This window comes from Chryseobacterium sp. P1-3 (assembly GCF_000738495.1).
GTDB lineage: Bacteria > Bacteroidota > Bacteroidia > Flavobacteriales > Weeksellaceae > Chryseobacterium > Chryseobacterium gallinarum.
This window is the reverse complement of the sequence record NZ_JPEQ01000015.1, coordinates 29,011-51,258: the sequence shown is the minus strand read 5'-3', so window position 1 is coordinate 51,258 and position 22,248 is coordinate 29,011. Positions and strand designations below refer to the sequence as shown.

Below are 22,248 nucleotides of genomic sequence, written 5' to 3'. Positions count from 1 at the left end.
TTTTGTCGCATTACGGTAATAGCTTTGTCTCATCAAAATTACAGAGCTATGGAATTGCCATTTTACTTAAACTTTAAAGACTTTGAAAACCATTATTATGACAATCTTGAAAAATGGTTTGAAGAATATTATAATACAAGCGAAACAGATTATCTGAAAGCTCTTGCTGATTTATACAGCCCTTATCTCTATTATAATTTTATAGAAGATAAGTTGAAGGCAGATGCTTTTATCGAAATTAAAGACTGTTTTTTTCCTTATCATGATAAGATAGGAATCTCTTTCTGTTCTCATTGCGAAAAAGGGGATGCGCCTCAAAAAGGCTTAAACCAGGTATTTGAATTTAAAAATATCTCAATGATGGAGTATGCACAGCATATCCTCGATAAAATCAATAAATACTGCTCGAAAAATCAGAATGCTCTGGATGGTAGTAAAAATATCCTTGATTATATCAATAATTATGATATTGTCACATCGATGGATGGAGTGGGATATTGTATCAGTTATAATCGCCATCAGAAGGTAATCCCTTTCTTGAAAGCTTATTTACCCTATTATGGGCAAACCGTGAATATGGCGATATACAGGGACTTTATTTTCTCTATTGCGGATATTGCTGAATTTATTGACCAGAAACTTAAAGCAATGCATGCATTTGAACACTCTATATATTGCCAGTCAAAAGCTGAAGCTAAATTCAAAGTGCAGATGAGCCGACAGTTTTTGACGCTATGTAACTAAAATTTTACACCAAACATTCATAACTTAACTATATTGTAAGAAGACCTTGGGTTTTCTAAACCAATTCCGGCCAGTAATGGCCGGAATTTTTCTATTGAATGATTTTTAAAAAATGTTTAAAAATTGAGAACTATTGTTTTTTGTAAGGAATATTCCAGATCAAATCTGCCGCCAGATAGTGTACTCCTCCCTTATGAATACTTTTGCTATCCCGGATAAGATCATCCATATATCCTATATCTACAGTGAAAGGAGAATTGGGAATAGTAAACATATAATAAGCAGCAATACGCATTTCACGGTAACCGAAAGCAGTCCATTGAGAATCAGGTTCGTTAAGGTGGCTGATGGAAAATAATGCTTCAGCACTTAATGCCAGCTTCTGATTATTAACAGGCGATACATTGTAGGTAATCTGACTTTTAATGCGGGTCCTGAATTGGAAATCTTCCTCAACCTGGTGGAAATCCGCATCAAAAAACTTCCTGAACTCCTGACGTACCGTATTTTTTAATTTCCATTTTCTTCCAAGATCAAAAGTATAGGCATACCTGCCATAAACCCTGAACTCCTGTTCCGTACTTTCTTTATTGTAGGGCGCTGAACTTTCGTATTGTGGCTGTCTCCGGTAACTGATTGCATAGCTGTATTGCTGATGAGGTGCGAAGGAATGGTAAACTTCGTGGTTGAGAACAAAGATTGCCTGTTTTGAAAATAAATTATCATTATCCGGGCTGCTTTTACGGCCAATGGCAATATAGCTTAATGCTTGCTTTTTTCCCAGGGAATCCAGCTGGCGCTTCACTCCAAAAGCCGACCAGAATGCGGTGCTGGCATCTCCCAGACCAGGCGGGCTGATCTGTGCTTTTACAAGACTCCTCAAACACCCTGTTATACTTAATAGGATAAGGACTTTTTTAATACCAGACATCATGAAAACTGCTTTATTATTAATGTTAATGTTTGCGAAATCATAAGGTTAGATAAAGTGTCGGTGATACGCAGAACATATATTTTGTCAAAACAAAATTATAAGGCTTTATGAATAGAATGTTTATTCAAAAATCCTCAATACTGTTTAAAAACAAGACAAAATAAGGGTTTGATTTAGGAAAGATTTGGGAATAACAATAATTATTAAGAAAAGATTTGAGTTTATTCAATCTCAATTTTTCTCTTTGACATTGTAAGAAAGAAATGAAGTATTTGATCTGAAATTAAACGCTATTTGATAAGTTAGATCGTTTATTAACGAGGATTTGAAATAAGAATAGATTGAAAGTATGTTTATATCGGATCAGGAGCAAAAGTTGGGGACATAATAAATTGGGTCTGGATATAAAAAAATTCTGTTTATTATTGATGAGCGCCAAAATTATTGAGATCGTTTTCATGCAAAGTTTTAAAAAAATAATGTTCTATTTCAAGTAGGCAAAGAAGGCATTATAGCTGCTGACTAAGCGCATGCAAAGTGTTCGCTTCATCAGAAGCGATTAAAAATCGATTCATTTCTTAGCTTACTTAAAATAAAGAGTATCAAAAAGAAACCTTTACGTGAATTTTAAAAATTAAATAGATCTAAATGTTATAAGACCACAACTTTTGCGTTTGATCCCTTTTTTTAATGACCTTATCAAATGGAAACTTTGATGATCCCCCAAAAACAAAAAAACCTGTAATTCCTAATGAATACAGGTTTTTTGTGTTATAGACCATTTTGAAAGCTTCTGGCTTTCGGTCTTCGCAGAAAGGAAGGGATTCGAACCCTCGATACAGTTACCCGTATACTACCTTTCCAGGGTAGCTCCTTCAACCACTCGGACACCTTTCTTTTTGAGATTGCAAAAATAGTATATTTTCTTTAATATGCAAATTATTATTGCAATTTAATCTGTAATTTCTCCACAGAGGCTTTTGGTGAAGTGTTCAGCAAAGCTTCCCGGATAATTAGGGTTGTCTATTAAGTGCATCGCTTTGGTAATAGCTGTTTCGGCAGTCATATCCCTGCCGCTGATTGCTCCTATTCTGGAGAAAATATTGCTGTTTTCATATTTTCCAAACGATATTCCTCCTGAAATACACTGGCTTACTACTACAATTTCAGTTCCGTTATTTCTGATTTCCTGAAGGGTTTCCTGAGTTCTTTCACTACTGAAAATGGTTCCGGAGCCGAAAACCTGCAAAATAAGGACCTTCATTTTCGGGATTTCCCTGAAATGGCTCAGGTGCATACCCGGGAAAATTCTCCAGAATAAAATATCTTCGGAAATATGTTCATCAACATGAAATTCTATAGTAGGATCGCAGCGGAAGAGATTATCTTTAATAATATTCAGATGGACTCCGGATTGCCCGAGAATAGGATAGTTCGGACTGGCATATGCATCAAAATATTCTGCAGAATATTTCAAGGTTCTGTTTCCTCTCAGCAGTTTGTATTCAAAATAAATAGCAACTTCCTGGATAACGGCTTCATCATTTTCATAAAGACTCGCATAATAAAGACTCGTCAACAAGTTTTCCTTAGCGTCTGTCCTCAGATCACCGATCGGAAGCTGGGAACCGGTCATAATTACAGGCTTCCTTAGTCCTTTTAACATGAAACTCAGCGCAGATGCGGTATAAGACATGGTATCTGTTCCGTGAAGGATCAGAAAGCCATCGTAATCATTATAATTTTTGTAGATATAATTGGCTATGATTTTCCATTCTTCAGGCCCCATATCGGAAGAGTCCAGTGGTTTTGCAAAAGGATGCACAAAAACTTCACATTCCATCAGTTTCATTTCAGGCATCTTTTCGAATATATTACCAAAATCGAAAGCGCGGAGACTTCCGGTTTCATAATCTTTTTCCATTCCGATGGTTCCACCGGTATAGATGAGCAGGACTTTTCGCTTCATGTATTATTTTTGATTAGAATTAGAGCCCGTATAGGATTCATAGCCCAAAATTACGTTAATTTGCAAAGATTTGAAAATGAATAAAACGCTTAGAGTAAAATTTTATAAAAATAAAGTGCTATGATAAGTGTTGATCTGGCTATGGAAAAAAATAACTCAATGAAGATGAAAGGTTTAGTACAAACTTTTGAATATTTAAAACAATTTTTAACAGAAGAAAGGCTGGCAAAAATCGAACATTTTTCCCGGGAAAGTTCTGATTTTGTGCTTCCGGTTGTAGAGGATATTTATCAGTTTCGGAATGCCGCAGCAATTGTACGTTCTGTGGAAGCTTGTGGTTTTCATAAAGTGGTGGCTTTACAGGAAGAGTATAGTTTTGAACCCAACCTTCGCGTAACAAAAGGTGCAGATACCTGGGTGGAAGTTGAAAAGCTTCCCCGTAGTATGGAATCTTTTCAGAAGATTAAAGACAGAGGCTATAAAATTGTAGCTGTTTCCCTCGAAAATAATGCTAAAATGCTGCCTGATTATGAAATTACTGAGCCTATAGCTTTGGTTTTTGGAACCGAAATGGAAGGAGTTTCACAGGAGATCCTCGACTTTGCAGATGAGACGCTGGCAATTCCTATGTATGGCTTTACCCGAAGCTTTAATGTTTCTGTGGCCGCTTCAATCTGTATGTATGAACTGAAGCAAAAGCTGATAAAATCCGATATTGATTATAAATTAAATGAAGAAAAGCTTGTAAGGATGAAAATCCTTTGGGCAGTGAATTCAATAAGAAGCGGACAGCAGATTTTTGACAAATATCTTAAAGAAAACAGTATCGACTGGAAATAAATAAAAAGAAAGGAAGCTTTGTCAGCCTCCTTTCTTCAGCTGGATATTTTTCTGCTTCCTATTCTGATCAGACCATATTATAATAATTCCACGCTGCTACGAAAACTCCGGCTGTTTCTGTTCTTAACCTTTGATTTCCTAAAGATACAGCCCGAATTTTATTTTCTGCGAGAAAAGAAATCTCCTTTTCGGAAAAATCTCCCTCAGGACCAATTAAAAAAGTAATTTGCTCCATTTCAGGAATGTTCTTAAGTTCCATTCTCTCTAAATTTTCATGACAGTGGGCTACAAAAGTACTTTCGGGATTGGCATTCTTTAAGAAGTCCGATAGCTTTACTATGTCATGGATGACCGGAAAATGAAATCTCAGACTTTGTTTTGAAGCTGCAATAGCCTGTTTTCTGATCTTGTCAATATTCAGATTTTTGCGTTCCGTTTTTTCAGTTGAGATAATGCTGATTTCAGAAATGCCCATCTCTACTGCCTTTTCTACAAAAAACTCAATGCGGTCTATATTTTTGGTAGGGGCTATGGCAATATGTAATTTTGGATTGAATTCCTCTAAGTTTTCTTTAACCTCCGCCACCTCCATGCCGGCTTTTTTCCCTTCTATAATCAATCTTCCTGATGCAAGTCTCCCTTTTCCATCCGTCACATGAATATCTTCTCCCGATTTCATGCGAAGTACTTTCACGATGTGCTGCTGCTCTTCATCGTTGATGATCACTTTATTTCCGTTGATTTCTCCGTAGAATAATTTCATAATATTGGCAAACTGGTAAAAGGCAACATCGTAAAATAGGAGTGATGTAATGAGGCCTTTTAATATTTAAGTTTATTTAAACCGTTAAGTTGATTTGAAATGCTAATAAAAAAAAATTGATAACTTCAATACAGCTAAAATTAGGGAAAGACATTATTTGCCCTTTAGCAATTTTGCCTTATAAATCATATTTCGCTGTCGCGGTTGTCCTCAGATCTGTAAATTCTCCTCTCTCGAATTTCAGTTGCGCTACCATGGCAATCATAGCGGCATTATCTGTTGTATATTCAAATTTTGGGATATAGATGTTCCAGCCCATTTTTTCTTTGTTGTCTTCCATTGCTTTCCTTAATGCAGAATTTGCGGAGACTCCTCCGGCAATGGCTACTTCTCTGATGCTGAGTTCCTGTGCAGCCTTTTCAAGCTTTTTCATTAAAATTTCTATGATGCATTTTTGTACAGAGGCACAGAGGTCGTTCAGGTTTTCTTTGATGAAATCAGGATTTTTTCTGACTTCTTTCTGGATGAAATATAATACTGAAGTTTTGATGCCACTGAAAGAATAATCGTAGTTTTCTAATTTCGGTTTATTGAATGTAAAAGCATCAGGATTTCCCTCTCTGGCAAGTTTGTCGATAATAGGACCGGCAGGATAATCCAGGTCAAAAATCTTCCCGATTTTATCAAAAGCTTCACCGGCAGCATCGTCGATTGTTTTTCCGATAATTTCCATATCAAAATAATCTTTTACAAGAACAATCATGGTATGTCCTCCACTTACGGTAAGGCATAAAAAAGGAAACTTGGGCGGCACAGGATTTGCATCTTCGATGAAATGGGCTAAAATATGGGCTTGAAGGTGATTAACTTCAATTAAAGGAACATTAAGGCTCATTGCCAATGACTTAGCAAATGATGTTCCTACGAGAAGTGATCCCAAAAGTCCGGGTCCACGTGTAAATCCTATAGCTGAGATTGCATTTTGTTGTATATTTGCTTTAGTAAAAGATTTTTCAACAACGGGAATTATATTTTGTTGATGGGCTCGTGAAGCCAGTTCAGGGACTACACCGCCATATTCCTTATGGATGGCCTGGTTTGCGGCAATGTTCGAAAGAATAGAATTCCCCTTGATGATAGCTGCTGAGGTGTCGTCGCAAGACGATTCAATACCTAAAATTATAGAGTCGCTCATAATAATGGCAAAGTTAGAGAATAATAACGAGAATGAGAATAAAAAAATCAGTAGCTGAAAACCTAGGGGATCAGGTACAAAAAACTGTTGAGAATGTTGAGGGAAAAGTCCGGGAAACAGTAAAGGAGGCTTCTGAACTGGCTTCAGATGCCATTCATCATCCTGTAGAAACGGCTGAAGAATTTGGAAAACAGGCAATGAAAGACGTTGTCAGTTATTCATGGTGGGCAAAACTCCTTTTGATTCTTTTTTGGCTGGGACTTTTTCTGGTAGCAAGTGTATTTGTTGTTATTAATCTTCCTGTCACCAAACAATGGGCTGCAGATCAGGCACTCAAGATTGTTAACCAGGATTTTAAAGCCGGTTTTTCTACAGAAAGTGTAGATGTTAACTATTTCGGTGATGTTACGATAAAAGGGCTTAAAGTTAAAGACTATAAAGGTTTTGATTTTATTACTGCCCGAGAATTCCGTGCTGATTCAGATTGGATTTCCCTTGCGGTAAATGCAATTTCCGGAAATAGTAATTCTTTAAGCTTCAATGCCCTTACGCTTGTGAATGCTGATATTAAAGTAATCACCTATAAGGGAGACAGTATTGCCAATTTTATAAGATTCACCCAGCTTTTCGATAACGGAAAGAAAAGAGATCCGAATAAGCCTCCTTTTCAATTGGACTCGAGGGTACAGATTATTGATTCCAAAGTATCGATTGTAAACGAAAATTCTCCGGGAGAGGCCGGAAAATGGCTTGTTGCAACCGGATTTAACTTAAAAGCTCCCAACGTAAAAGTTAATGGTCCGAATGTTTCTGCATTGATTAATAATATGTCTTTCGTTACTTCCAGATGGGGAAAATCTCACTTTGTAGACACATTTTCAACGGAACTTTCCTTAACACATCAATTTTTATCATTAAAAGATCTTACTTTAAATACAGACCACACTTTACTTCAGGGAGATATTAAATTCAATCTTCATGACGGTTCATGGTCTGACTTTGCTGATAAGGTACGTTGGGATATGAATATTAAGCAGGGAAGCCAGATGAGTGGGTATGATATCAGCTATTTTGTAACCAATTGGGATAATATTAAACCTTTCAACCTGTCAGGGAAAATGACAGGACCTTTAAATAAATTCCATCTTGAAAACTTTCTGATCAGAAATCCGGATGTTAATATTGCTACGAAAACCATGAAAGTTGACAATCTGTTGAAAGGACACTTTTCTATTGAAACAAAAGATCTTTCTACAGACTTTACTTATAAAGATTTAAAGGCGATGATGCCTACCTTTATTTCCAGTAAAATGAAAAACTTTGCAGATGATTTCGGGAAGTTAAAATACAACGGAACGGCGAAAGTAGACCCGAATCAGGTTTATGTAGAAAGCGGAAACTTATTGACAGGGATCGGCCAGGCAAAAATCTCAAAGCTTTCTCTTACGGGTTATAGCACTGCAATGCCTAAGTATACTGGGTATCTTGAGGTAAAGGATCTTAATACTTCTGTAATTACCAAAAATAAAACAGTAGGGCTAATTTCCGGTAAGTTCGATCTGAATGGACAGAGCTTTGATGTTAATACCATGCGTCTTACTACGAAATCCCAGATTGCCAGCATTGAAATCATGGATAAGGTAATTAATAATCTTTACCTGGACGGGTTGCTGGATCACAAAAAATATAACGGGCTTATTACTGTCAATGATGAGCAGGCTAAAGCCAATGTTAAAGGCCTTATTGATTTCAGTACCTCTAAAATTGCGATGGATGTGAATGCTGATGTCAGTTACCTGAACATGAACTATTTTACCGGTAAACCGGGCAATCAGATTGTAAGCGGGCAGGTTGTGGGGAAGATGTCAATGTCATCTATTAATGATCTTACATTAGATGTCGATGCCAATAATCTTAATTTTGCTACAGCTACTCAAAAATACACTATTCCTAACGCCAGGCTAAAGACTTTTGTAGATGCAGGAGGAAGAGTAATTGATGTGGATGCTCCGGGAGCTGCCACAGGAAAGATATCCGGAAGATATAGCCTGGCTGATCTTGCCGGAATGGTGGAAAACGGAGTTGGAAAAATACTGGTAGGCCCGCCCCCTAGAAAACTGTACAGAGGACAGAATTTTACTTTGAATTTTGATGTGCAGCAAGGCTTAGTCAATTATTTTCTGCCTGATCTGAGGCTTCCTAAAGGAGCTAAGGTGGAAGGAGAGTATAACGGGGATTCCAATAATCTGATCCTGAATCTTGATGCAGCCGCATTAAAGTATATCATGACCAAAGAAGATGAAATTACAGATGCCGATAAAGCTTTAGCGAGTTCTAATCCCGACTATAAAGTTAATGACAGGAAGAATATCAGCCGGGATAGTGCTCTGATTGACAGTGTTAAAGTAAGAATTAATACTGCCAGCCTAAATCAGCAGCTGTATGCGAAAATATCCAGGCTGGAGTACAATAAAAATGTGATTAAAGATTTCGAACTTAAAGGAAATAACGAAAACAGCACAACCCTGCATTTATCAACTGTATTTAAACATGGAAGTCCTGCGGATGAATCTGAGGATAAACTTAAAGAATATGCAATCAATGTGGATCAGTCTACCAATGCTCAGGGTGATTATGTCTTTAAATTTGAACCTACTGAAGTAAAATTCAACGAGGTGACCTGGGCTATAGATACAAGCCCGGAGCTTAATCATTCTATTACATATCAAAAGAAAACAGGAGATTTTGATATCAGAAATTTACGGATTTACTCAGATAAAAGCGCCTTATTTATTAAAGAAGCCCAATTTAAATCAGCCAAAGATTTTTATGTAGATGCCGATATCAATGATTTTTCTATAGAAAAAACTTCTGGAAATGCAATCCGGAGGAAATGGAATGGATATACAGGGCCTTGCCAATGGAAGTGTAAAAATCAAAATGGATAAGAGTACTTTGCAGCCTTTGGTAGACCTTACCATTGATGATATTAAGATGAATGGCAATGATATGGGGGATATTACCATATCTGCTACCAACGGATTCTCGTTAAATGTTTATGATATTGATATCAAAGTACATTCAGCAGGAGCGCTGGGAAATAATTCACTGGATGTGACCGGTACAGTAAATAACAATACTTCTTCTCCTGATATAGATCTGACTGCCCAGATGCGTGACTTTGACCTGGCATTTACACAACAGTTTGTACAATCTATTTTCGGGAACATGAGAGGAAAGGCAACGGGAGACCTTAAAATCAACGGGAAGCTCAAAAACCTTGATTATAACGGAGATATTGCTTTAAAAGATTTTGGTTTAAAATTATTGTTTACAGGAGTAGATTATTCATTTGATGATACAGTCATTCAATTAACCAAAGGGCTTGCGATTCTCAACAACATTGAAGTGCATGATGGAAGATCAAACTCCAAAGGAAATATTTCCGGGGCAATCCAGTTTGAGACGTTATCTTCTATGGGGGTATCCCTGGTAATGAGGGCTGATAACCTGCTAATGCTGAATACAACTCAGAAAGATTACGATTTGTTCTGGGGAAGAGTCTACGGACAGGGAGATCTTTATGTGGACGGTCCGGTTTCAGGCCTAAGCATTACCACTCCTAATATGAAGGCGCTTAACGGAAGTACATTTACTTTCAATTCCAGTTCTACCTCTAATGTTGAAGAGTTTAAAATGCTGAGGTTCCTGAAAGAAGGAAAAGATGGTTTGGTAACGCTGGAAGAGAAGAAAAAAACAGGGGCCAATATGAATGTCGACTTTAACCTGGCGGTAGATAAAGGAACTACCGTGAATGTACTGGTGGGTGATGATGTGGGGAATATCACAGTAAAAGGTACTGCTGATCCTTTGAAATTCCAGATGAACAGACAGGGAAATATTGCAATGAACGGAACCTATAAAGTAGATAACGGAACATTTGTCTCTAAAGCCATCCTTAATAAAACATTCCAGATTGAGAAGAATAGTAGTATCAGATGGGATGGGGATGCTATGAAACCTGCGTTGGATATTAATGCCAATTATGTAAGAATGGTTTCCAACGTGGGAGAATATCTGAGTATGGGTAAACTACAACCGATCAGTATTTTGCTGCAAGCCCACATCAGTCAGTCGTTGGTAGACCCAAAGATTGATCTTGACGTGACCGCTTTAGATGTTTCCAGCCAGGTAAGAGAAACACTGGCTGCTAAAATGAGCCAGGAAGGAGAAAAGGTTCTTCAGTTCGGATCAGTTCTCCTGCTGAGTACCTTCAATGTATCCAATAGCGGAGGGGTAGATGTGAATGTGGGGAACGTGGCAGAATCATCCGGATACAATATGCTTCTGAAACAATTGGGGTCCGTTTTGAATACCATGAGTAATGAATTCCAGATCGACCTGAATTATGTGAAAGGAGATCAGAACTCAAGCATAGGAGACAGAGCCAATGCCGGAGTGAGTGTAGCCCTTTCGCCGAGAATTAATATAAAAACCGGGTTGGGAATTCCTTTGTCCAAAACTGACAATACCCAGAACAATTATCTTTCAGGGGAAGGTTCTGTAGAGTATGACCTTTCTAAAAAGAATGACGGCTCCCTTGTTATACGTGCCTATTCCAAGCCTACCAATATCGGGATGGTAAGTACAAACGGTTCTGCTAATCAGGCGTATGGAGGGGGGATTGTGTGGAGTAAAAGCTTTAATTCTTTATTTAAAAAGAAGAAAAAAGATAAAAAAGCTTCTGACAATAAAACGGAAATAAAAACAGATTCTACAAAATCGAATGGTAAATAATCGTAATATTTTAATGATTTTTATCATCTGTGTTAATTATTGTTAATATTTGATATAATTTTTTAGTTAAATTATTTTTTATAAATTTGCAAAAAATACATAGATTTTTTAAGAAAATTGTAATTTAACTAATATGAACTATCAACTGGACGAAATAGACAAGAAGATTCTTGATTTCTTAGTAGAAAACACAAGAATGCCTTTTACTGAAATTGCAAAGCAGATGGATGTTTCTGCTGGAACAATTCACGTAAGAGTGAAAAAGATGGAAGATGCAGGTATTATTTTGGGATCATCTCTTAACATCGATTATGGTAAGCTGGACTATCACTTTACGGCTTTTATCGGAATTCTTTTGACAAAATCAAACCGTACTCAGGAAGTATTGAAAGAATTGTCAACTATTCCTAACGTAATCGAGGCTAGCGTTATTTCCGGGAAATATAATATTTTCTGTAAAGTAAGAGCTAAGAATACAGATGATGCTAAAAGAATTATTTATCAGATCGATGATATTCAGGATGTAATGAGAACTGAAAGTATGATTTCTATGGAAGAGTACCTAAGTGATAAAAACAGACTGATCAACGCTATCTCTATTTAATTCAAATTTTAAACGAATAATTATAAAAGAACTTATGAAATCTCTCATAAGTTCTTTATTTTTGTACCTATGGAAGAATACAGCTATTTTGACGAAGATCCGAAGAAAGGATGGGGTTTTGTATTGGCCTTTGCTGCTTTAATGTTATTTACCATAATGGGATTAGGAATTGATGTGGATGAATATTTGCAGCATGAATACCTGGATATTCCAAGATGGTATTTTTATATTATCTTTTCTATTGATCTGCTGATGATGATAGGATTGGTGTTGATGTTTTTCTACAGGAAAATCGGAATCTTTATGTTTCCGGCTCTTCTGGTACTGCATTTCTTTATGCATAACTATTATCTGTCAACATTTCTGTACACCGATGTCACCAATCTTTTCCTGTTTACAGGATTCGGAATGCTTGCCATTATTCCCAAATGGAAGTTTTTTAAATAAGCAAATTTTAAAGCCCACAAGAGAGCATTACCGGTTATTTTAATAAATTCCGGAAGTTCCTTTAAGATAAAAAACTACGGCTGGTTCGAAGAACCAGCCGTAGTTTTATGTAGATTTATAATTGTCTTAGTTAGCTAAAACCCTTTTTACAGCTTCTTTTACAGCTGCAGCATCAATTTTATATTTCTTCATAAGTTCAGCAGGCGTTGCAGATTCTCCGAAAGTATCATTTACCGCTACGAATTCCTGTCTTGTAGGTCTTCTTCTTGCCAGCATTCCGGCAATGGATTCTCCTAAACCTCCAAGGTAGTTGTGCTCCTCAGCCGTTACAATTTTACCGGTTTTTTCAACAGATTTTAAGATGATTTCCTCATCCAATGGTTTGATGGTGTGAATATTGATCACTTCGCAGGAAATTCCTTCTTTTTCAAGCTCGTCAGCTGCTACAAGAGACTCCCATACAAGGTGTCCGGTTGCAACAATCGTTACGTCGGTACCTTCCTGCAACATAATTCCTTTTCCGATTTCGAAAGGCATATCTTCAGGCATGAATACAGGAACAGTAGGCCTTCCGAATCTTAAATATACAGGACCTTCAAAATCTGCAATAGCAATAGTAGCTGCTTTTGTCTGGTTGTAGTCACAAGGATTGATAACAGTCATTCCCGGAAGCATTTTCATCATACCGATATCTTCCAAAACCTGGTGAGTAGCTCCATCTTCCCCTAAGGTAAGGCCGGCATGAGACGCACATATTTTTACATTCTTTCCGGAATAAGCAATAGACTGACGAATCTGGTCATACACCCTTGAGGTAGAGAAGTTAGCAAAAGTTCCGGTGAAAGGGATCTTTCCCGTAATGCTAAGACCTGCTGCAAGTCCCATCATGTTGGCTTCAGCAATACCCACCTGGAAGAATCTTTCCGGAGCTTTTTCAATGAATTTCTCCATTTTTAAAGAACCGATAAGGTCTGCACATAATGCTACTACATTGGGATTTTTATCAGCGAGCTCAGCTAATCCGGCTCCGAATCCTGAACGAGTATCCTTTTTTTCTGTATATGTATATTTCATTTTTATTTTTTTAATCGAGATTTTTTAAATAATTGTTTAATTTCTTTTTATCAGAAGCATCAAGTTTTTCATGAATTTCGTTAAGGTAGAGTACCTCACGTCGTATTTCATCTAACGTAATTTTGATTCCCACTGTATGGTAGTTGGATTGTGTAAGGTACATATCACATATTTGCCCCACATAATTTTTTAAATGCCCCTGTAATTCTTTATGATTGAACTTGGGAAGTTCTTTCTCAAAAATTTTTACAATGTTGAGGTAATCCCTTCCAGAGTTTAACATTAGACAGAGTATGAATAGCCAGATTTCCATCCTCCTGGTGATTTTTTTTATATTCGGATGCATAGTCCGGGATATAGATGTAATCATCAGAATCTGATACCATGGTAGAATCTGCAGCCACTACAGCCGAGTCTGCCCTATTATTATACTCATCCTGTTGTTTTTTGTAGGCAATCATTATTGAATCATGCTTTCTTTGCTGATCCGTGATGATCTTTTTATGATCAATAAGAACAAAGTCTTTAGAATCCGAAACAGATTTCAATACAAGATATTCTTTATCATAATCCTTTTCCGGGGCCAGTTTTAAAATCAACCCTTTCAAGCTGCTTTTTTCAAGTTTGGGAATACTAAGATACTGTTTCAGCAACCCGTTAAAAACAGTGAAGCTGTTATAGGGAGAGGCTTCATCAATACAAACTTTCAGAAAATCATTTTCACGCGTAAAAGTTTCTTTCTTTGATCTGAAATTAATAAGATAATGAGTACAAGGCATACCCAATACTGTTTCCCTGGTATTCAGTTTTTTGGATTCTAAAGCATAATCATCTTCTGAATAAGCGGATGATACTGCACCAAAGAAATAGCTCCCTGCCCCATATCCACTAAGGCGGTTGTTCATTTCCATACCTACAGGGCTTGTGGCTAAAGCATCAGTAAAGAAATACATCGGAAAATCCTTAAAACTGACAGTAGAAAGAAATTCATTATTGCTGCTTACATACATTTTTACTAAAGGAGTGCCGGGATTATTGCCTACAACCCGGTAGGTGAACTCTTTTGTAAAAGAGATTCTCTTTTCCTGAGCCATTCCAATAACAAAACTTGTAAGAAGGCAAATAAATATGAACTTTTTCATGAAAATTTAAATGGTCTGATTTTTTAAAGATACTAGTAATCAGCAGGGGCTTCTAAATACAATTGTTTGAAAGCTGTTTCCAGTTGCTCGTCGTTAGGAGCTTTTCCGTGCCATGCATGAGATCCCATCATATAATCTACTCCGTAACCCATTTCTGTATGAAGAATAATAGCTACAGGTTTTTCTTTTCCTGTTTCTGCTTTTGCTCTTTCAAGAATACCAATTACTGCTTCCAGGTCATTACCGTTCTTTTCTTCCAAAACAATCCATCCGAATGCCTCAAGTTTGGCATGAAGATCTCCTAAGGTTAATACATCATCAGTATCACCGTCAATCTGGCGTCCGTTGTAATCAATAGTAGAAATAATGTTGTCTACTTTTTTACCGGCAGCATACATTAAAGCTTCCCAGATTTGACCTTCCTGAAGCTCTCCGTCTCCGTGAAGGGAGTACACAAGCGACTTGTCTCCATCCAGTTTTTTTCCCTGAGCAACACCAAGCGCTACAGAAAGTCCTTGTCCAAGAGAACCTGAAGCGATTCTGATCCCCGGAAGACCTTCATGGGTAGTTGGGTGTCCCTGTAATCTCGAATCCAGTTTTCTGAACGTGCTCAGCTCTTCTACCGGAAAGAATCCGAATCTTGCCAGAGTAGAGTAGTACACTGGTGAAATGTGCCCGTTTGATAAATAAAAATGATCTTCATTTTTACCCTCCATGGTAAAAGGAAGATGATAGTTCATCACCTTTCCGTAAAGTGCTGTAAAGAATTCTGTACATCCTAAACTTCCACCCGGGTGTCCTGAATTAACAGCGTGAACCATTCTTAAAATGTCTCTTCTGATCTGCGTAGTAAGAGATTTTAACTCTTCAATACTTTTACTCATTATATCTGATTTATTTGCACGCGAATTTACAATTTTTTAGCGGCTTATGGAAATGCAAAAATCCGGGTTTTAAGACCCGGATTTTGAATGATTGTATTATTTTCTCTTTTTTAACAGCCTTCATTGAGGTAAACAGAAATTTCTGTGACTATATTATTAATAAATTTAAAAGTCAGCTGTGTTCCGGCCTGGCTATCCTCCAGGGTAAAATACCCGGAATCTTTTACAGGTTTCTGCATTTTATCATCCCATTCAGGACGTACGCTGAAGTTAGGATAATTCCGGTAAGCGTTGATAAGGTCATCTCTTGTACTTCCGACCCCTATCCCGCTTTTGGTTTTAAACTTTTTACTGGTGGTAAGCATATAAGTAATCGAGGGTACGCTGGGATTGGCTTCATTAATATAGTTATTAAAAATTTCCACCTGGATAGATTCACCATTGTATTGTACTATATTCTTTTTTTCACCATCTGTAGGCTTTAGCTTTATTCCGGCAATTTTTTCGGCTTCAATTTGCGGCATGAAAACCTTATAGGGCCCGATTCTTAAAGTGGAAACTTCAAAATTTTCCTGGGCATGCATGAGACCGAAAGACAGTGCAAAAATGAAAAAGGAAATAATTTTTTTCATAGTTTTTTATTTAATAAGTTATTATGCTTCAAAGATAGTCAGAAAAGATGAATTTTATGAAGAAATCATAATTGCTTTGAATTGGATAATATCCGGATTTGACTATTAATAATTGTGTATTTTAAATAAAATTTGCAATTGTTTGTCTTTTAATTCTTTACTTTTTTAAATTTTTCATATCTTTATTTTACAGCTTAATATAATCACTATGAAAATTAAAAAACTATTTTCAGGAATATTCCTCTTATTCTTGTTTTTTGGAAAAGGACAGGATTTTTTTACACCGGTCAGTGAGAGGTCTATTAGAACGGATTCTAAAAACAGAACGGTACAACCCGAAAAGTTCCTTACCTATAGATTGGATGTGGAAAGAATAAGAAATTACTTTGCTTCAGTTCCGGAGTTGGCAGATCATGATCTTAAAAACAATGCACCGGTTATTGTACTTCCTATGCCTGACGGAACAAAAGCAAAATTTAAAATCTGGAAATCCTCAGTAATGGCTCCGAAATTAGCCAGTCAGTTTCCCCAGCTTATTACCTTAACGGGACAGGGAGTGGACGACCGCTATGCTACAGTAAAACTGGATCTGACAGAATTAGGATTTCATGCCCAGATAAAATCCGTGGTGAAGGGCGATACCTACATTGATCCTTATGCAAAAACTGATATTAACAATTATATCGTTTATAAAAAAAGCTGATCTTATTGATAAAAATCCAAGAACCTGTGGAACGCAGGACGAAGAACATCAATTTGAAAAAAAAAAGCGCGCAAAGAAGCGTTACACCAAGCGTAGGAACTCAAATTAGAATTTTCAGACTGGCAGTAGCCTGCACGGGAGAGTATGCAAAGGCAGCTACGGGACTTGCTACACCTACTATTGCACAAACTCTTTCAGCTATTATAACGACCGTAAACAGAGTAAACGGAGTATATGAGCAGGAGGTGGCTTCCAGGCTCATATTGGTAGATAATGAAACCAACGTTATCTTTACCAATTCTGATACCGATCCTTTTACCGGAAATAATAATGCCAATATGTTAATCAATGAAAGCCAGACCCAGATTGATGCTTTGATAGGAAATGCCAATTATGATATAGGACATACATTCAGCACTGGCGGAGGTGGATTAGCCCAATTAGGCTCTATTTGTAACAATGCGAGTAAAGCCAGGGGAATTACCGGTTCATCTAATCCTGTAGGAGATCCTTATGATATTGATTATGTAGCACATGAAGTAGGACACCAGTTTGGAGGCCCTCATACCTTTAATGCGATAACAGGAAACTGTAACGGGAACCGCAGTTCAGCCAATGCTGTAGAACCGGGAAGTGGAATTACCATTATGGCTTACGCGGGAATTTGTGGAGCTACCAATAACCTGGCAGCCAATAGTATTCCTATTTTTCACACCCGTTCATTCCAGTCTATTACGACAAAAGTTCAATCAACAACATGCCAGGTAACAACGCCTGTTCCTAATACCGCCCCTGTTGTAAATGCAGGAAACAATTATACCATACCAAAAGGTACTCCGTTTAAGCTGACCGGCTCAGCCACTGATGCTGAAAACAACGCACTTACCTATTGCTGGGAGCAGAATGATACCGGTCCTGCCGGAGACTGGAATCTTCCGACTCTGAATGCTCCTTTGTTCAGGTCATTTATGCCTACCACCGTACCTTACAGATATTTTCCGAGACTTACCGATTTAATCGGTACAACCACCCCTAAAGGGGAAATTTTACCATCTTACGGAAGAACTATGGAGTTTAGATTGACAGTAAGAGACAATAATGCCGGCTGTGCCGGGGTTGCCAATGATGATGCTACCATAACGGTTGACGGGAATTCAGGTCCGTTCCAAGTAACAGCACCCGGCTCTGCAGTAAACTGGGCAGGCAACTCATCTCAAACCATTACATGGAACGTAGCGAATACTACCGCTGCTCCTGTAAGTTGTGCCAATGTGAGTATTTTACTTTCCACCGATGGAGGGCTTACATATCCTACCACGATCTTGGCGTCTACTCCCAACGATGGTTCAGAAGTGATCACTATTCCTAATGTGAATACCACACAAGCCAGGATTATGGTGGCCGGAGAGGGAAATGTTTTCTTTAATATTAATCCGGTTAATTTTACCATTAGTCAGGTATTGGCTGTTGATGAAGTAAAAAATAATAAAGACGTATTTGCCATATATCCTAACCCAAGTAAGGGTCTTTTGAATATTAAATTTACCAATTCAAATGAAGTCTATGATATTACAGTGTATGATGTAAGTGGAAAGCTGGTATTCAATCAGCGGAATAATAAGCCGGGGTATGACAGGATAGGATCTTTCAACCTCTCCCAATTGGTGAAAGGAGATTATCTGATCAAGATTAAGTCTGAAAATATAGATAAAACTATAAAATGGATTAAAGAATAGGGTTCAACCCCTCCCTTTACTTAAAAGACCGCTTCCAAACATGAAAGCGGTCTTTTAATTTTATAATCTTCTCTTAATGATGTATATTAAACAACCTTTAAATGCTGTTTATCTTTTATCAGCCATAAGCCGATAAATGTCAGCAATCCGTTAAGAACAATCAGTTCTACACCAATCCGGTAGTCTGTATAAGTTGTCACGGCAAGATTGATCAGATACGTAATAACAGGAGCCAGAAGTGTTACTGCAAGAATAGAATGTTTTGTTGAAATCCTGAACCTGGTAAAGATTCCGAAAGCAAAAAGTCCTAAAAGCGGGCCATACGTATAACCGGCAATTTCCATAATAAGATATACAATAGATTTATCATTCAGTGCTTTAAAAACCATGATTAAGATGAAGAAAACAGCTGTAAACGTTAAATGTACCTTCATACGGACGCGTTTTTTTTTCTTTTTCTGTTTTGGTTTTATCCTCATTGATATTCAACAGATCTACACAATAAGAACTGGTAACCGCAGTCAATGCACCATCAGCAGAAGGAAACAGTGCTGAAATTAATCCAATGATAAAAATAATTGAAATAGCCATGGGAAAATATCCCTGAAGAGATAAAGCAGGAAATAAGTCATCCCCCATGATATTTTTAATATTTCCTGAAGCGTCTTTAAATCCGAAAATATGAGCAACCGTTTCAGTGTTTATCGTTCCATACTCAGCTCCGTGTTGTAATGCAAAAAGGTAGAGCAGTCCACCCAGGAATAAGAAAGCAAGATTTACAAAAAGCAATGTTCCTGCAAAAGTCAGCATATTTTTTTTGGAATTTTTAAGGTTGTCAACAGAAATGTTTTTCTGCATCATTTCCTGATCCAGCCCCGTCATGGCAATCGTAATGAAAATTCCTCCTAAGATGGTTTTAAGAAAAAAGGTTTTGGAATTAGGATCAGAATTGATAAAATGGGTATAGTTTTTTTGTTCTAAAATAGTATAAGCCTCACCGAAAGATAAATTCAGGTTGGATAGAATATATACAATACAAGCGACCAGGCTGATAATCATGAACGAAGTTTGCAGCGTATCCGTGATTACGATTGTTTTCACTCCCCCTTCAAAGGTATACAAAAGAACCATCAGTAAAAGAACAAGTGAGGTAACCCAAAACGGAACGCCCAGCCCTTCCAGCAAAAAGATCTGTAAAACATTTACCACCAGATATAATCTCGCCGTTGCACCAATAGCCCTAGAAATGATAAAGAATATAGAGCCTATTTTATGTGCCTCCACATTAAATCTTTTTCCCAGATAAGTATAAATGGAAGTGAGGTTCATCTTATAATATAGGGGAAGCAATATGGCAGCCACAATAAAATATCCGATAAAAAATCCGATCACCATCATATAGTACTCAAATCCTCCATAGATATATTCTGTTCCGGTCATTTTTCCGACCGTTCCGGGAACCGAGATAAAGGTAACTCCACTGAGACTGGTTCCTATCATTCCAAATGCAACGAGCCACCATTTGCTCTTTTTATTGCCGATAAAAAATGATTGATTATCAGAATTTCTGCTGGTGAAATAAGAAATCACCAAAAGACCAATGAAATAGATAAAGACAAATAGCAAAAGGATAGTTCCTGAATTCATGCTGAAATTTTAAATTTTAGCAAATATAGTTTTTTTCTGTTCTGCTGAAAAAGAAAAAAACCTTCCGGAGATCTGCTCTGAAAGGTTTTATATTTTGAGGGTTAAATAAAGGCTAATTCACCAAAACATCCTGAATTGCTGCATCTTTCTGGAAGCTTGCCTTAGCAAACGGACATAAAGGAATGATTTTTTTTCCATTTTTCCGGGCGAAATCTACCGCTGCCAAAAGCATTTCTTTTCCTACACCTTTTCCGTTGTAAGCTTCTTCCACCTCGGTGTGGTCTATAATAAATCTTTCTTCTCCCGCCCAGGTATACGTCATCATGCCTGCACGTCTTCCATCTATGAAAGCTTCAAAACTTCCGTGTTTGTCGTCGTTGTTTTGTTTTTACTTCGATCATGTTTATGAGAATTTAGTTAATATTTCTATATCGTTAGTTAATATTTTGTGAACAGGGCATGCATCAGCAATCGTGTGAAGTCTTTTCATCTGCTCATCATCCAGATTTCCATCAAAGGTAATATCCCTTTTAAAGACAGCTCTTTTGGTGAGCGGGTAATTTTCAAGCTCTACCTCTACATTGATGTTTTCTACTTCCCATTCTTTCCTGTCTATATACATTCTTAATGTAGCCGCTGTACAGCTTGCCAGGGAAGTGGCTAAAATTTCAAAGGGATTAAACCCTTTATTCTGACCACCCTTGTCTACCGGCTCATCAGTAATGATTTGATTTTCACCGGCAGTGACCTCTGTATAATATTTTGTTTTTCCTAAACTTGCTTTTACCGTTACCGCCATTATTTTGTTGTATTGAATGTATAACTTAATGCTCCGGAAGGGCATAGGTCAATTTGTTTTCTGAGTTCTCCGGAGGTTGCATTTTCTGCTTTGATCCAAGGTCTTTCTTTAGGATTGTAGACTTTGGGAAGCGTTTTTACGCAAATAGCCGAATGAATACATTTTTGAGGTTTCCAGATGACTGTGATGTCACCATTGGTATATTCGTGTGTTTCCATATCAATTTTCTTTTAATGATTTTTCGATTCTTTTGTCCGGAATCAGCCATATCAGAGCCACGAGATAATAAAAACCTATGGCAATATAAGGATAAAAAAATGAAGTAGCGATTCCCAGAACATAAAAAATGATCGATATATATTCTTTAAATTTAGAATGTATTGCCTCTTTTAGCTTAGAGTTTTCCCCTTCACAGCGTATGATTACATTTTCCAGGATGGTGTAGGCAATGGCGCTCATAATAAGTCCTATTCCATAAGTGGCAACAGGGTTTTGGGCAAAATGAGAGGTTCCTATCCATTCTGTAGCAATAGGCATCAGGGAAAGCCAGAACAATAAATGAAGGTTGGCCCAAAGAATACTGCCGTTTACTTTTTTCACAGTCTGGAATAAATGATGATGATTGTTCCAATAAATTCCTACGTAAATGAAGCTGAAAATGTACGCCAGGAATCTGGGAAGTATAGGTTGGAGACTTGCCCAGCTGCTGCCCTCCGGAACCTTGAGTTCAAGCACCATGATCGTGATAATGATAGCTAAAACACCATCACTGAACGCTTCTAATCTTCCCTTAGTCATGGGTAATCTGGCTTTTAAAACTTGCTATTTTACTTTTCAGGTCATTCAGCATTTCAGGATTAATTACTCCATTTTCCAGATCAAAATTTTCATAAAATTTCGGAAGTGAAAAAGTTTCTTTAATGTCTGCTGCAAACTGGGGGAAAAATGTTTTGGCAGTGTTCATTACGTTCCCGCCCCCGTAACCTCCAGGAGAAGTGCTCATTAAAAGCATGGGTTTGTTTTGAAAAACTTTTACATTGATCCTTGATGCCCAGTCGAAAATATTTTTAAAAGCGGCGCTGTAAGACCTGTTGTGCTCGGCAAGGGAACAGATGATAACATCGCATTCTTCAATTTCCTTCAGAAACCGGTAAGCTTCATCAGGAAAACCTTTTTTTTCAAGATCTACAGAAAAAACAGGCATTGAAAAGTCATTAAGGTCAATAAAATTAAGCTCTTCATTCTGGAAATCCTTCAGGACAAATTTTACCAGTTCCCGGTTAATAGAGGTGGAAGAGGTGCTTCCTGCAAATGCTAATACTTTCATGGTGGTATGAT

At 37.4% G+C, this 22,248-nt stretch carries 21 protein-coding genes, 1 tRNA gene and 2 pseudogenes; 8 read left to right on the top strand and 16 right to left on the bottom strand.

The window, feature by feature from the left end; all coding sequences use genetic code 11:
• The first annotated feature begins 48 nt into the window (after positions 1 to 48).
• Positions 49 to 744 (top strand): hypothetical protein, encoded by a 696-nt coding sequence (locus HX13_RS19290; RefSeq protein ID WP_050022408.1) that lies wholly within the window; start codon positions 49 to 51, stop codon positions 742 to 744.
• Positions 745 to 874: 130 nt separating this feature from the next.
• Here HX13_RS19290 and HX13_RS19285 read toward each other — a convergent pair whose 3' ends face one another.
• From HX13_RS19285 to HX13_RS19275, 3 genes are all read right to left on the bottom strand, one after another.
• The gene (locus tag HX13_RS19285) at positions 875 to 1,627 is read right to left on the bottom strand and encodes a DUF2490 domain-containing protein (RefSeq protein WP_157837475.1); all 753 of its coding nucleotides are present in this window, start codon (positions 1,625 to 1,627) and stop codon (positions 875 to 877) included.
• Between the two features lie 861 nt (positions 1,628 to 2,488).
• A tRNA-Ser gene (locus tag HX13_RS19280) sits at positions 2,489 to 2,575 on the bottom strand.
• A gap of 55 nt (positions 2,576 to 2,630) precedes the next feature.
• The gene (locus tag HX13_RS19275; protein WP_050022406.1) at positions 2,631 to 3,647 is read right to left on the bottom strand and encodes an asparaginase; all 1,017 of its coding nucleotides are present in this window, start codon (positions 3,645 to 3,647) and stop codon (positions 2,631 to 2,633) included.
• A 159-nt stretch (positions 3,648 to 3,806) separates the two neighbouring features.
• Between HX13_RS19275 and HX13_RS19270 the strand changes: the two genes are divergently transcribed.
• Positions 3,807 to 4,487 carry a TrmH family RNA methyltransferase gene (locus HX13_RS19270; protein WP_128572520.1) on the top strand — a complete coding sequence of 227 codons (681 nt, stop codon included), beginning with the start codon at positions 3,807 to 3,809 and terminating at the stop codon, positions 4,485 to 4,487.
• Between the two features lie 67 nt (positions 4,488 to 4,554).
• Here the strand turns inward: HX13_RS19270 and HX13_RS19265 are convergent, their stop codons facing one another.
• Both HX13_RS19265 and tsaD read right to left on the bottom strand, forming a co-directional pair.
• Complete coding sequence (locus HX13_RS19265) at positions 4,555 to 5,250, bottom strand: RsmE family RNA methyltransferase (protein WP_050022405.1); 696 nt, start codon at positions 5,248 to 5,250, stop codon at positions 4,555 to 4,557.
• Between the two features lie 178 nt (positions 5,251 to 5,428).
• Positions 5,429 to 6,445 (bottom strand): tRNA (adenosine(37)-N6)-threonylcarbamoyltransferase complex transferase subunit TsaD, encoded by a 1,017-nt coding sequence (gene tsaD, locus HX13_RS19260; RefSeq protein ID WP_050022404.1) that lies wholly within the window; start codon positions 6,443 to 6,445, stop codon positions 5,429 to 5,431.
• A 32-nt stretch (positions 6,446 to 6,477) separates the two neighbouring features.
• Between tsaD and HX13_RS24935 the strand changes: the two genes are divergently transcribed.
• From HX13_RS24935 to HX13_RS19245, 4 genes are all read left to right on the top strand, one after another.
• A complete protein-coding gene (locus HX13_RS24935) occupies positions 6,478 to 9,393 on the top strand; it encodes a hypothetical protein (RefSeq protein ID WP_238555525.1) in 2,916 nt (971 codons plus the stop codon).
• A complete protein-coding gene (locus HX13_RS24930; protein ID WP_238555524.1) occupies positions 9,323 to 11,242 on the top strand; it encodes a translocation/assembly module TamB domain-containing protein in 1,920 nt (639 codons plus the stop codon). The genes HX13_RS24935 and HX13_RS24930 overlap by 71 nt, the downstream gene beginning before the upstream one ends.
• A gap of 133 nt (positions 11,243 to 11,375) precedes the next feature.
• Complete coding sequence (locus HX13_RS19250) at positions 11,376 to 11,846, top strand: Lrp/AsnC family transcriptional regulator (protein WP_034682046.1); 471 nt, start codon at positions 11,376 to 11,378, stop codon at positions 11,844 to 11,846.
• Between the two features lie 69 nt (positions 11,847 to 11,915).
• The gene (locus HX13_RS19245; protein WP_050022403.1) at positions 11,916 to 12,293 is read left to right on the top strand and encodes a hypothetical protein; all 378 of its coding nucleotides are present in this window, start codon (positions 11,916 to 11,918) and stop codon (positions 12,291 to 12,293) included.
• Positions 12,294 to 12,419: 126 nt separating this feature from the next.
• Here the strand turns inward: HX13_RS19245 and HX13_RS19240 are convergent, their stop codons facing one another.
• The 5 genes from HX13_RS19240 to HX13_RS19220 form a co-directional block, all read right to left on the bottom strand.
• Positions 12,420 to 13,367 carry a transketolase family protein gene (locus HX13_RS19240; RefSeq protein WP_050022402.1) on the bottom strand — a complete coding sequence of 316 codons (948 nt, stop codon included), beginning with the start codon at positions 13,365 to 13,367 and terminating at the stop codon, positions 12,420 to 12,422.
• A 10-nt stretch (positions 13,368 to 13,377) separates the two neighbouring features.
• Positions 13,378 to 13,530: a hypothetical protein gene (locus HX13_RS22660; protein ID WP_157837474.1), complete on the bottom strand. Its 153-nt coding sequence runs from the start codon at positions 13,528 to 13,530 to the stop codon at positions 13,378 to 13,380.
• Positions 13,531 to 13,603: 73 nt separating this feature from the next.
• Positions 13,604 to 14,509, bottom strand: a complete 906-nt coding sequence (locus HX13_RS19230; protein WP_128572517.1) for a hypothetical protein — start codon at positions 14,507 to 14,509, stop codon at positions 13,604 to 13,606.
• A 32-nt stretch (positions 14,510 to 14,541) separates the two neighbouring features.
• Entirely contained in the window at positions 14,542 to 15,396 is an 855-nt protein-coding gene (locus HX13_RS19225) for a transketolase (RefSeq protein ID WP_262483586.1), read from the bottom strand.
• 107 nt (positions 15,397 to 15,503) lie between these two features.
• Positions 15,504 to 16,025, bottom strand: coding sequence for a hypothetical protein (locus tag HX13_RS19220; protein WP_050022398.1), 522 nt, complete (start codon positions 16,023 to 16,025; stop codon positions 15,504 to 15,506).
• 208 nt (positions 16,026 to 16,233) lie between these two features.
• Between HX13_RS19220 and HX13_RS19215 the strand changes: the two genes are divergently transcribed.
• Positions 16,234 to 16,728: a hypothetical protein gene (locus HX13_RS19215; protein ID WP_050022397.1), complete on the top strand. Its 495-nt coding sequence runs from the start codon at positions 16,234 to 16,236 to the stop codon at positions 16,726 to 16,728.
• Positions 16,729 to 16,781: 53 nt separating this feature from the next.
• A complete protein-coding gene (locus HX13_RS19210) occupies positions 16,782 to 18,464 on the top strand; it encodes a reprolysin-like metallopeptidase (RefSeq protein WP_128572516.1) in 1,683 nt (560 codons plus the stop codon).
• Between the two features lie 86 nt (positions 18,465 to 18,550).
• Here the strand turns inward: HX13_RS19210 and HX13_RS19205 are convergent.
• The 6 genes and pseudogenes from HX13_RS19205 to HX13_RS19180 form a co-directional block, all read right to left on the bottom strand.
• Positions 18,551 to 20,111, bottom strand: a pseudogene (locus HX13_RS19205) (sodium:solute symporter).
• A gap of 112 nt (positions 20,112 to 20,223) precedes the next feature.
• Positions 20,224 to 20,499 (bottom strand): annotated as a pseudogene (locus HX13_RS19200) (GNAT family N-acetyltransferase); the annotation flags it as partial.
• A gap of 15 nt (positions 20,500 to 20,514) precedes the next feature.
• Positions 20,515 to 20,910, bottom strand: a complete 396-nt coding sequence (locus HX13_RS19195; protein ID WP_050022394.1) for an OsmC family protein — start codon at positions 20,908 to 20,910, stop codon at positions 20,515 to 20,517.
• Entirely contained in the window at positions 20,910 to 21,128 is a 219-nt protein-coding gene (locus HX13_RS19190; protein ID WP_050022393.1) for a (4Fe-4S)-binding protein, read from the bottom strand. Before HX13_RS19190 ends, HX13_RS19195 begins: the two co-directional genes overlap by 1 nt.
• A gap of 1 nt (position 21,129) precedes the next feature.
• Positions 21,130 to 21,708 carry a TMEM175 family protein gene (locus HX13_RS19185; protein ID WP_050022392.1) on the bottom strand — a complete coding sequence of 193 codons (579 nt, stop codon included), beginning with the start codon at positions 21,706 to 21,708 and terminating at the stop codon, positions 21,130 to 21,132.
• Positions 21,701 to 22,237, bottom strand: a complete 537-nt coding sequence (locus HX13_RS19180; RefSeq protein ID WP_050022391.1) for an NADPH-dependent FMN reductase — start codon at positions 22,235 to 22,237, stop codon at positions 21,701 to 21,703. Before HX13_RS19180 ends, HX13_RS19185 begins: the two co-directional genes overlap by 8 nt.
• Between the last annotated feature and the right edge of the window lie 11 nt (positions 22,238 to 22,248).

What these genes read in the sequence shown, in the direction of transcription:
- HX13_RS19290 (WP_050022408.1), top strand. Translation starts at nt 49, where the DNA reads ATGGAATTGCCATTTTACTTAAACTTTAAAGACTTTGAAAACCATTAT.
- HX13_RS19275 (WP_050022406.1), bottom strand. Translation starts at nt 3,647, where the DNA reads ATGAAGCGAAAAGTCCTGCTCATCTATACCGGTGGAACCATCGGAATG.
- HX13_RS19270 (WP_128572520.1), top strand. Translation starts at nt 3,807, where the DNA reads ATGAAGATGAAAGGTTTAGTACAAACTTTTGAATATTTAAAACAATTT.
- HX13_RS19265 (WP_050022405.1), bottom strand. Translation starts at nt 5,250, where the DNA reads ATGAAATTATTCTACGGAGAAATCAACGGAAATAAAGTGATCATCAAC.
- tsaD (WP_050022404.1), bottom strand. Translation starts at nt 6,445, where the DNA reads ATGAGCGACTCTATAATTTTAGGTATTGAATCGTCTTGCGACGACACC.
- HX13_RS24935 (WP_238555525.1), top strand. Translation starts at nt 6,478, where the DNA reads ATGAGAATAAAAAAATCAGTAGCTGAAAACCTAGGGGATCAGGTACAA.
- HX13_RS24930 (WP_238555524.1), top strand. Translation starts at nt 9,323, where the DNA reads ATGCAATCCGGAGGAAATGGAATGGATATACAGGGCCTTGCCAATGGA.
- HX13_RS19250 (WP_034682046.1), top strand. Translation starts at nt 11,376, where the DNA reads ATGAACTATCAACTGGACGAAATAGACAAGAAGATTCTTGATTTCTTA.
- HX13_RS19245 (WP_050022403.1), top strand. Translation starts at nt 11,916, where the DNA reads ATGGAAGAATACAGCTATTTTGACGAAGATCCGAAGAAAGGATGGGGT.
- HX13_RS19240 (WP_050022402.1), bottom strand. Translation starts at nt 13,367, where the DNA reads ATGAAATATACATATACAGAAAAAAAGGATACTCGTTCAGGATTCGGA.
- HX13_RS22660 (WP_157837474.1), bottom strand. Translation starts at nt 13,530, where the DNA reads ATGTACCTTACACAATCCAACTACCATACAGTGGGAATCAAAATTACG.
- HX13_RS19230 (WP_128572517.1), bottom strand. Translation starts at nt 14,509, where the DNA reads ATGAAAAAGTTCATATTTATTTGCCTTCTTACAAGTTTTGTTATTGGA.
- HX13_RS19220 (WP_050022398.1), bottom strand. Translation starts at nt 16,025, where the DNA reads ATGAAAAAAATTATTTCCTTTTTCATTTTTGCACTGTCTTTCGGTCTC.
- HX13_RS19215 (WP_050022397.1), top strand. Translation starts at nt 16,234, where the DNA reads ATGAAAATTAAAAAACTATTTTCAGGAATATTCCTCTTATTCTTGTTT.
- HX13_RS19195 (WP_050022394.1), bottom strand. Translation starts at nt 20,910, where the DNA reads ATGGCGGTAACGGTAAAAGCAAGTTTAGGAAAAACAAAATATTATACA.
- HX13_RS19190 (WP_050022393.1), bottom strand. Translation starts at nt 21,128, where the DNA reads ATGGAAACACACGAATATACCAATGGTGACATCACAGTCATCTGGAAA.
- HX13_RS19185 (WP_050022392.1), bottom strand. Translation starts at nt 21,708, where the DNA reads ATGACTAAGGGAAGATTAGAAGCGTTCAGTGATGGTGTTTTAGCTATC.
- HX13_RS19180 (WP_050022391.1), bottom strand. Translation starts at nt 22,237, where the DNA reads ATGAAAGTATTAGCATTTGCAGGAAGCACCTCTTCCACCTCTATTAAC.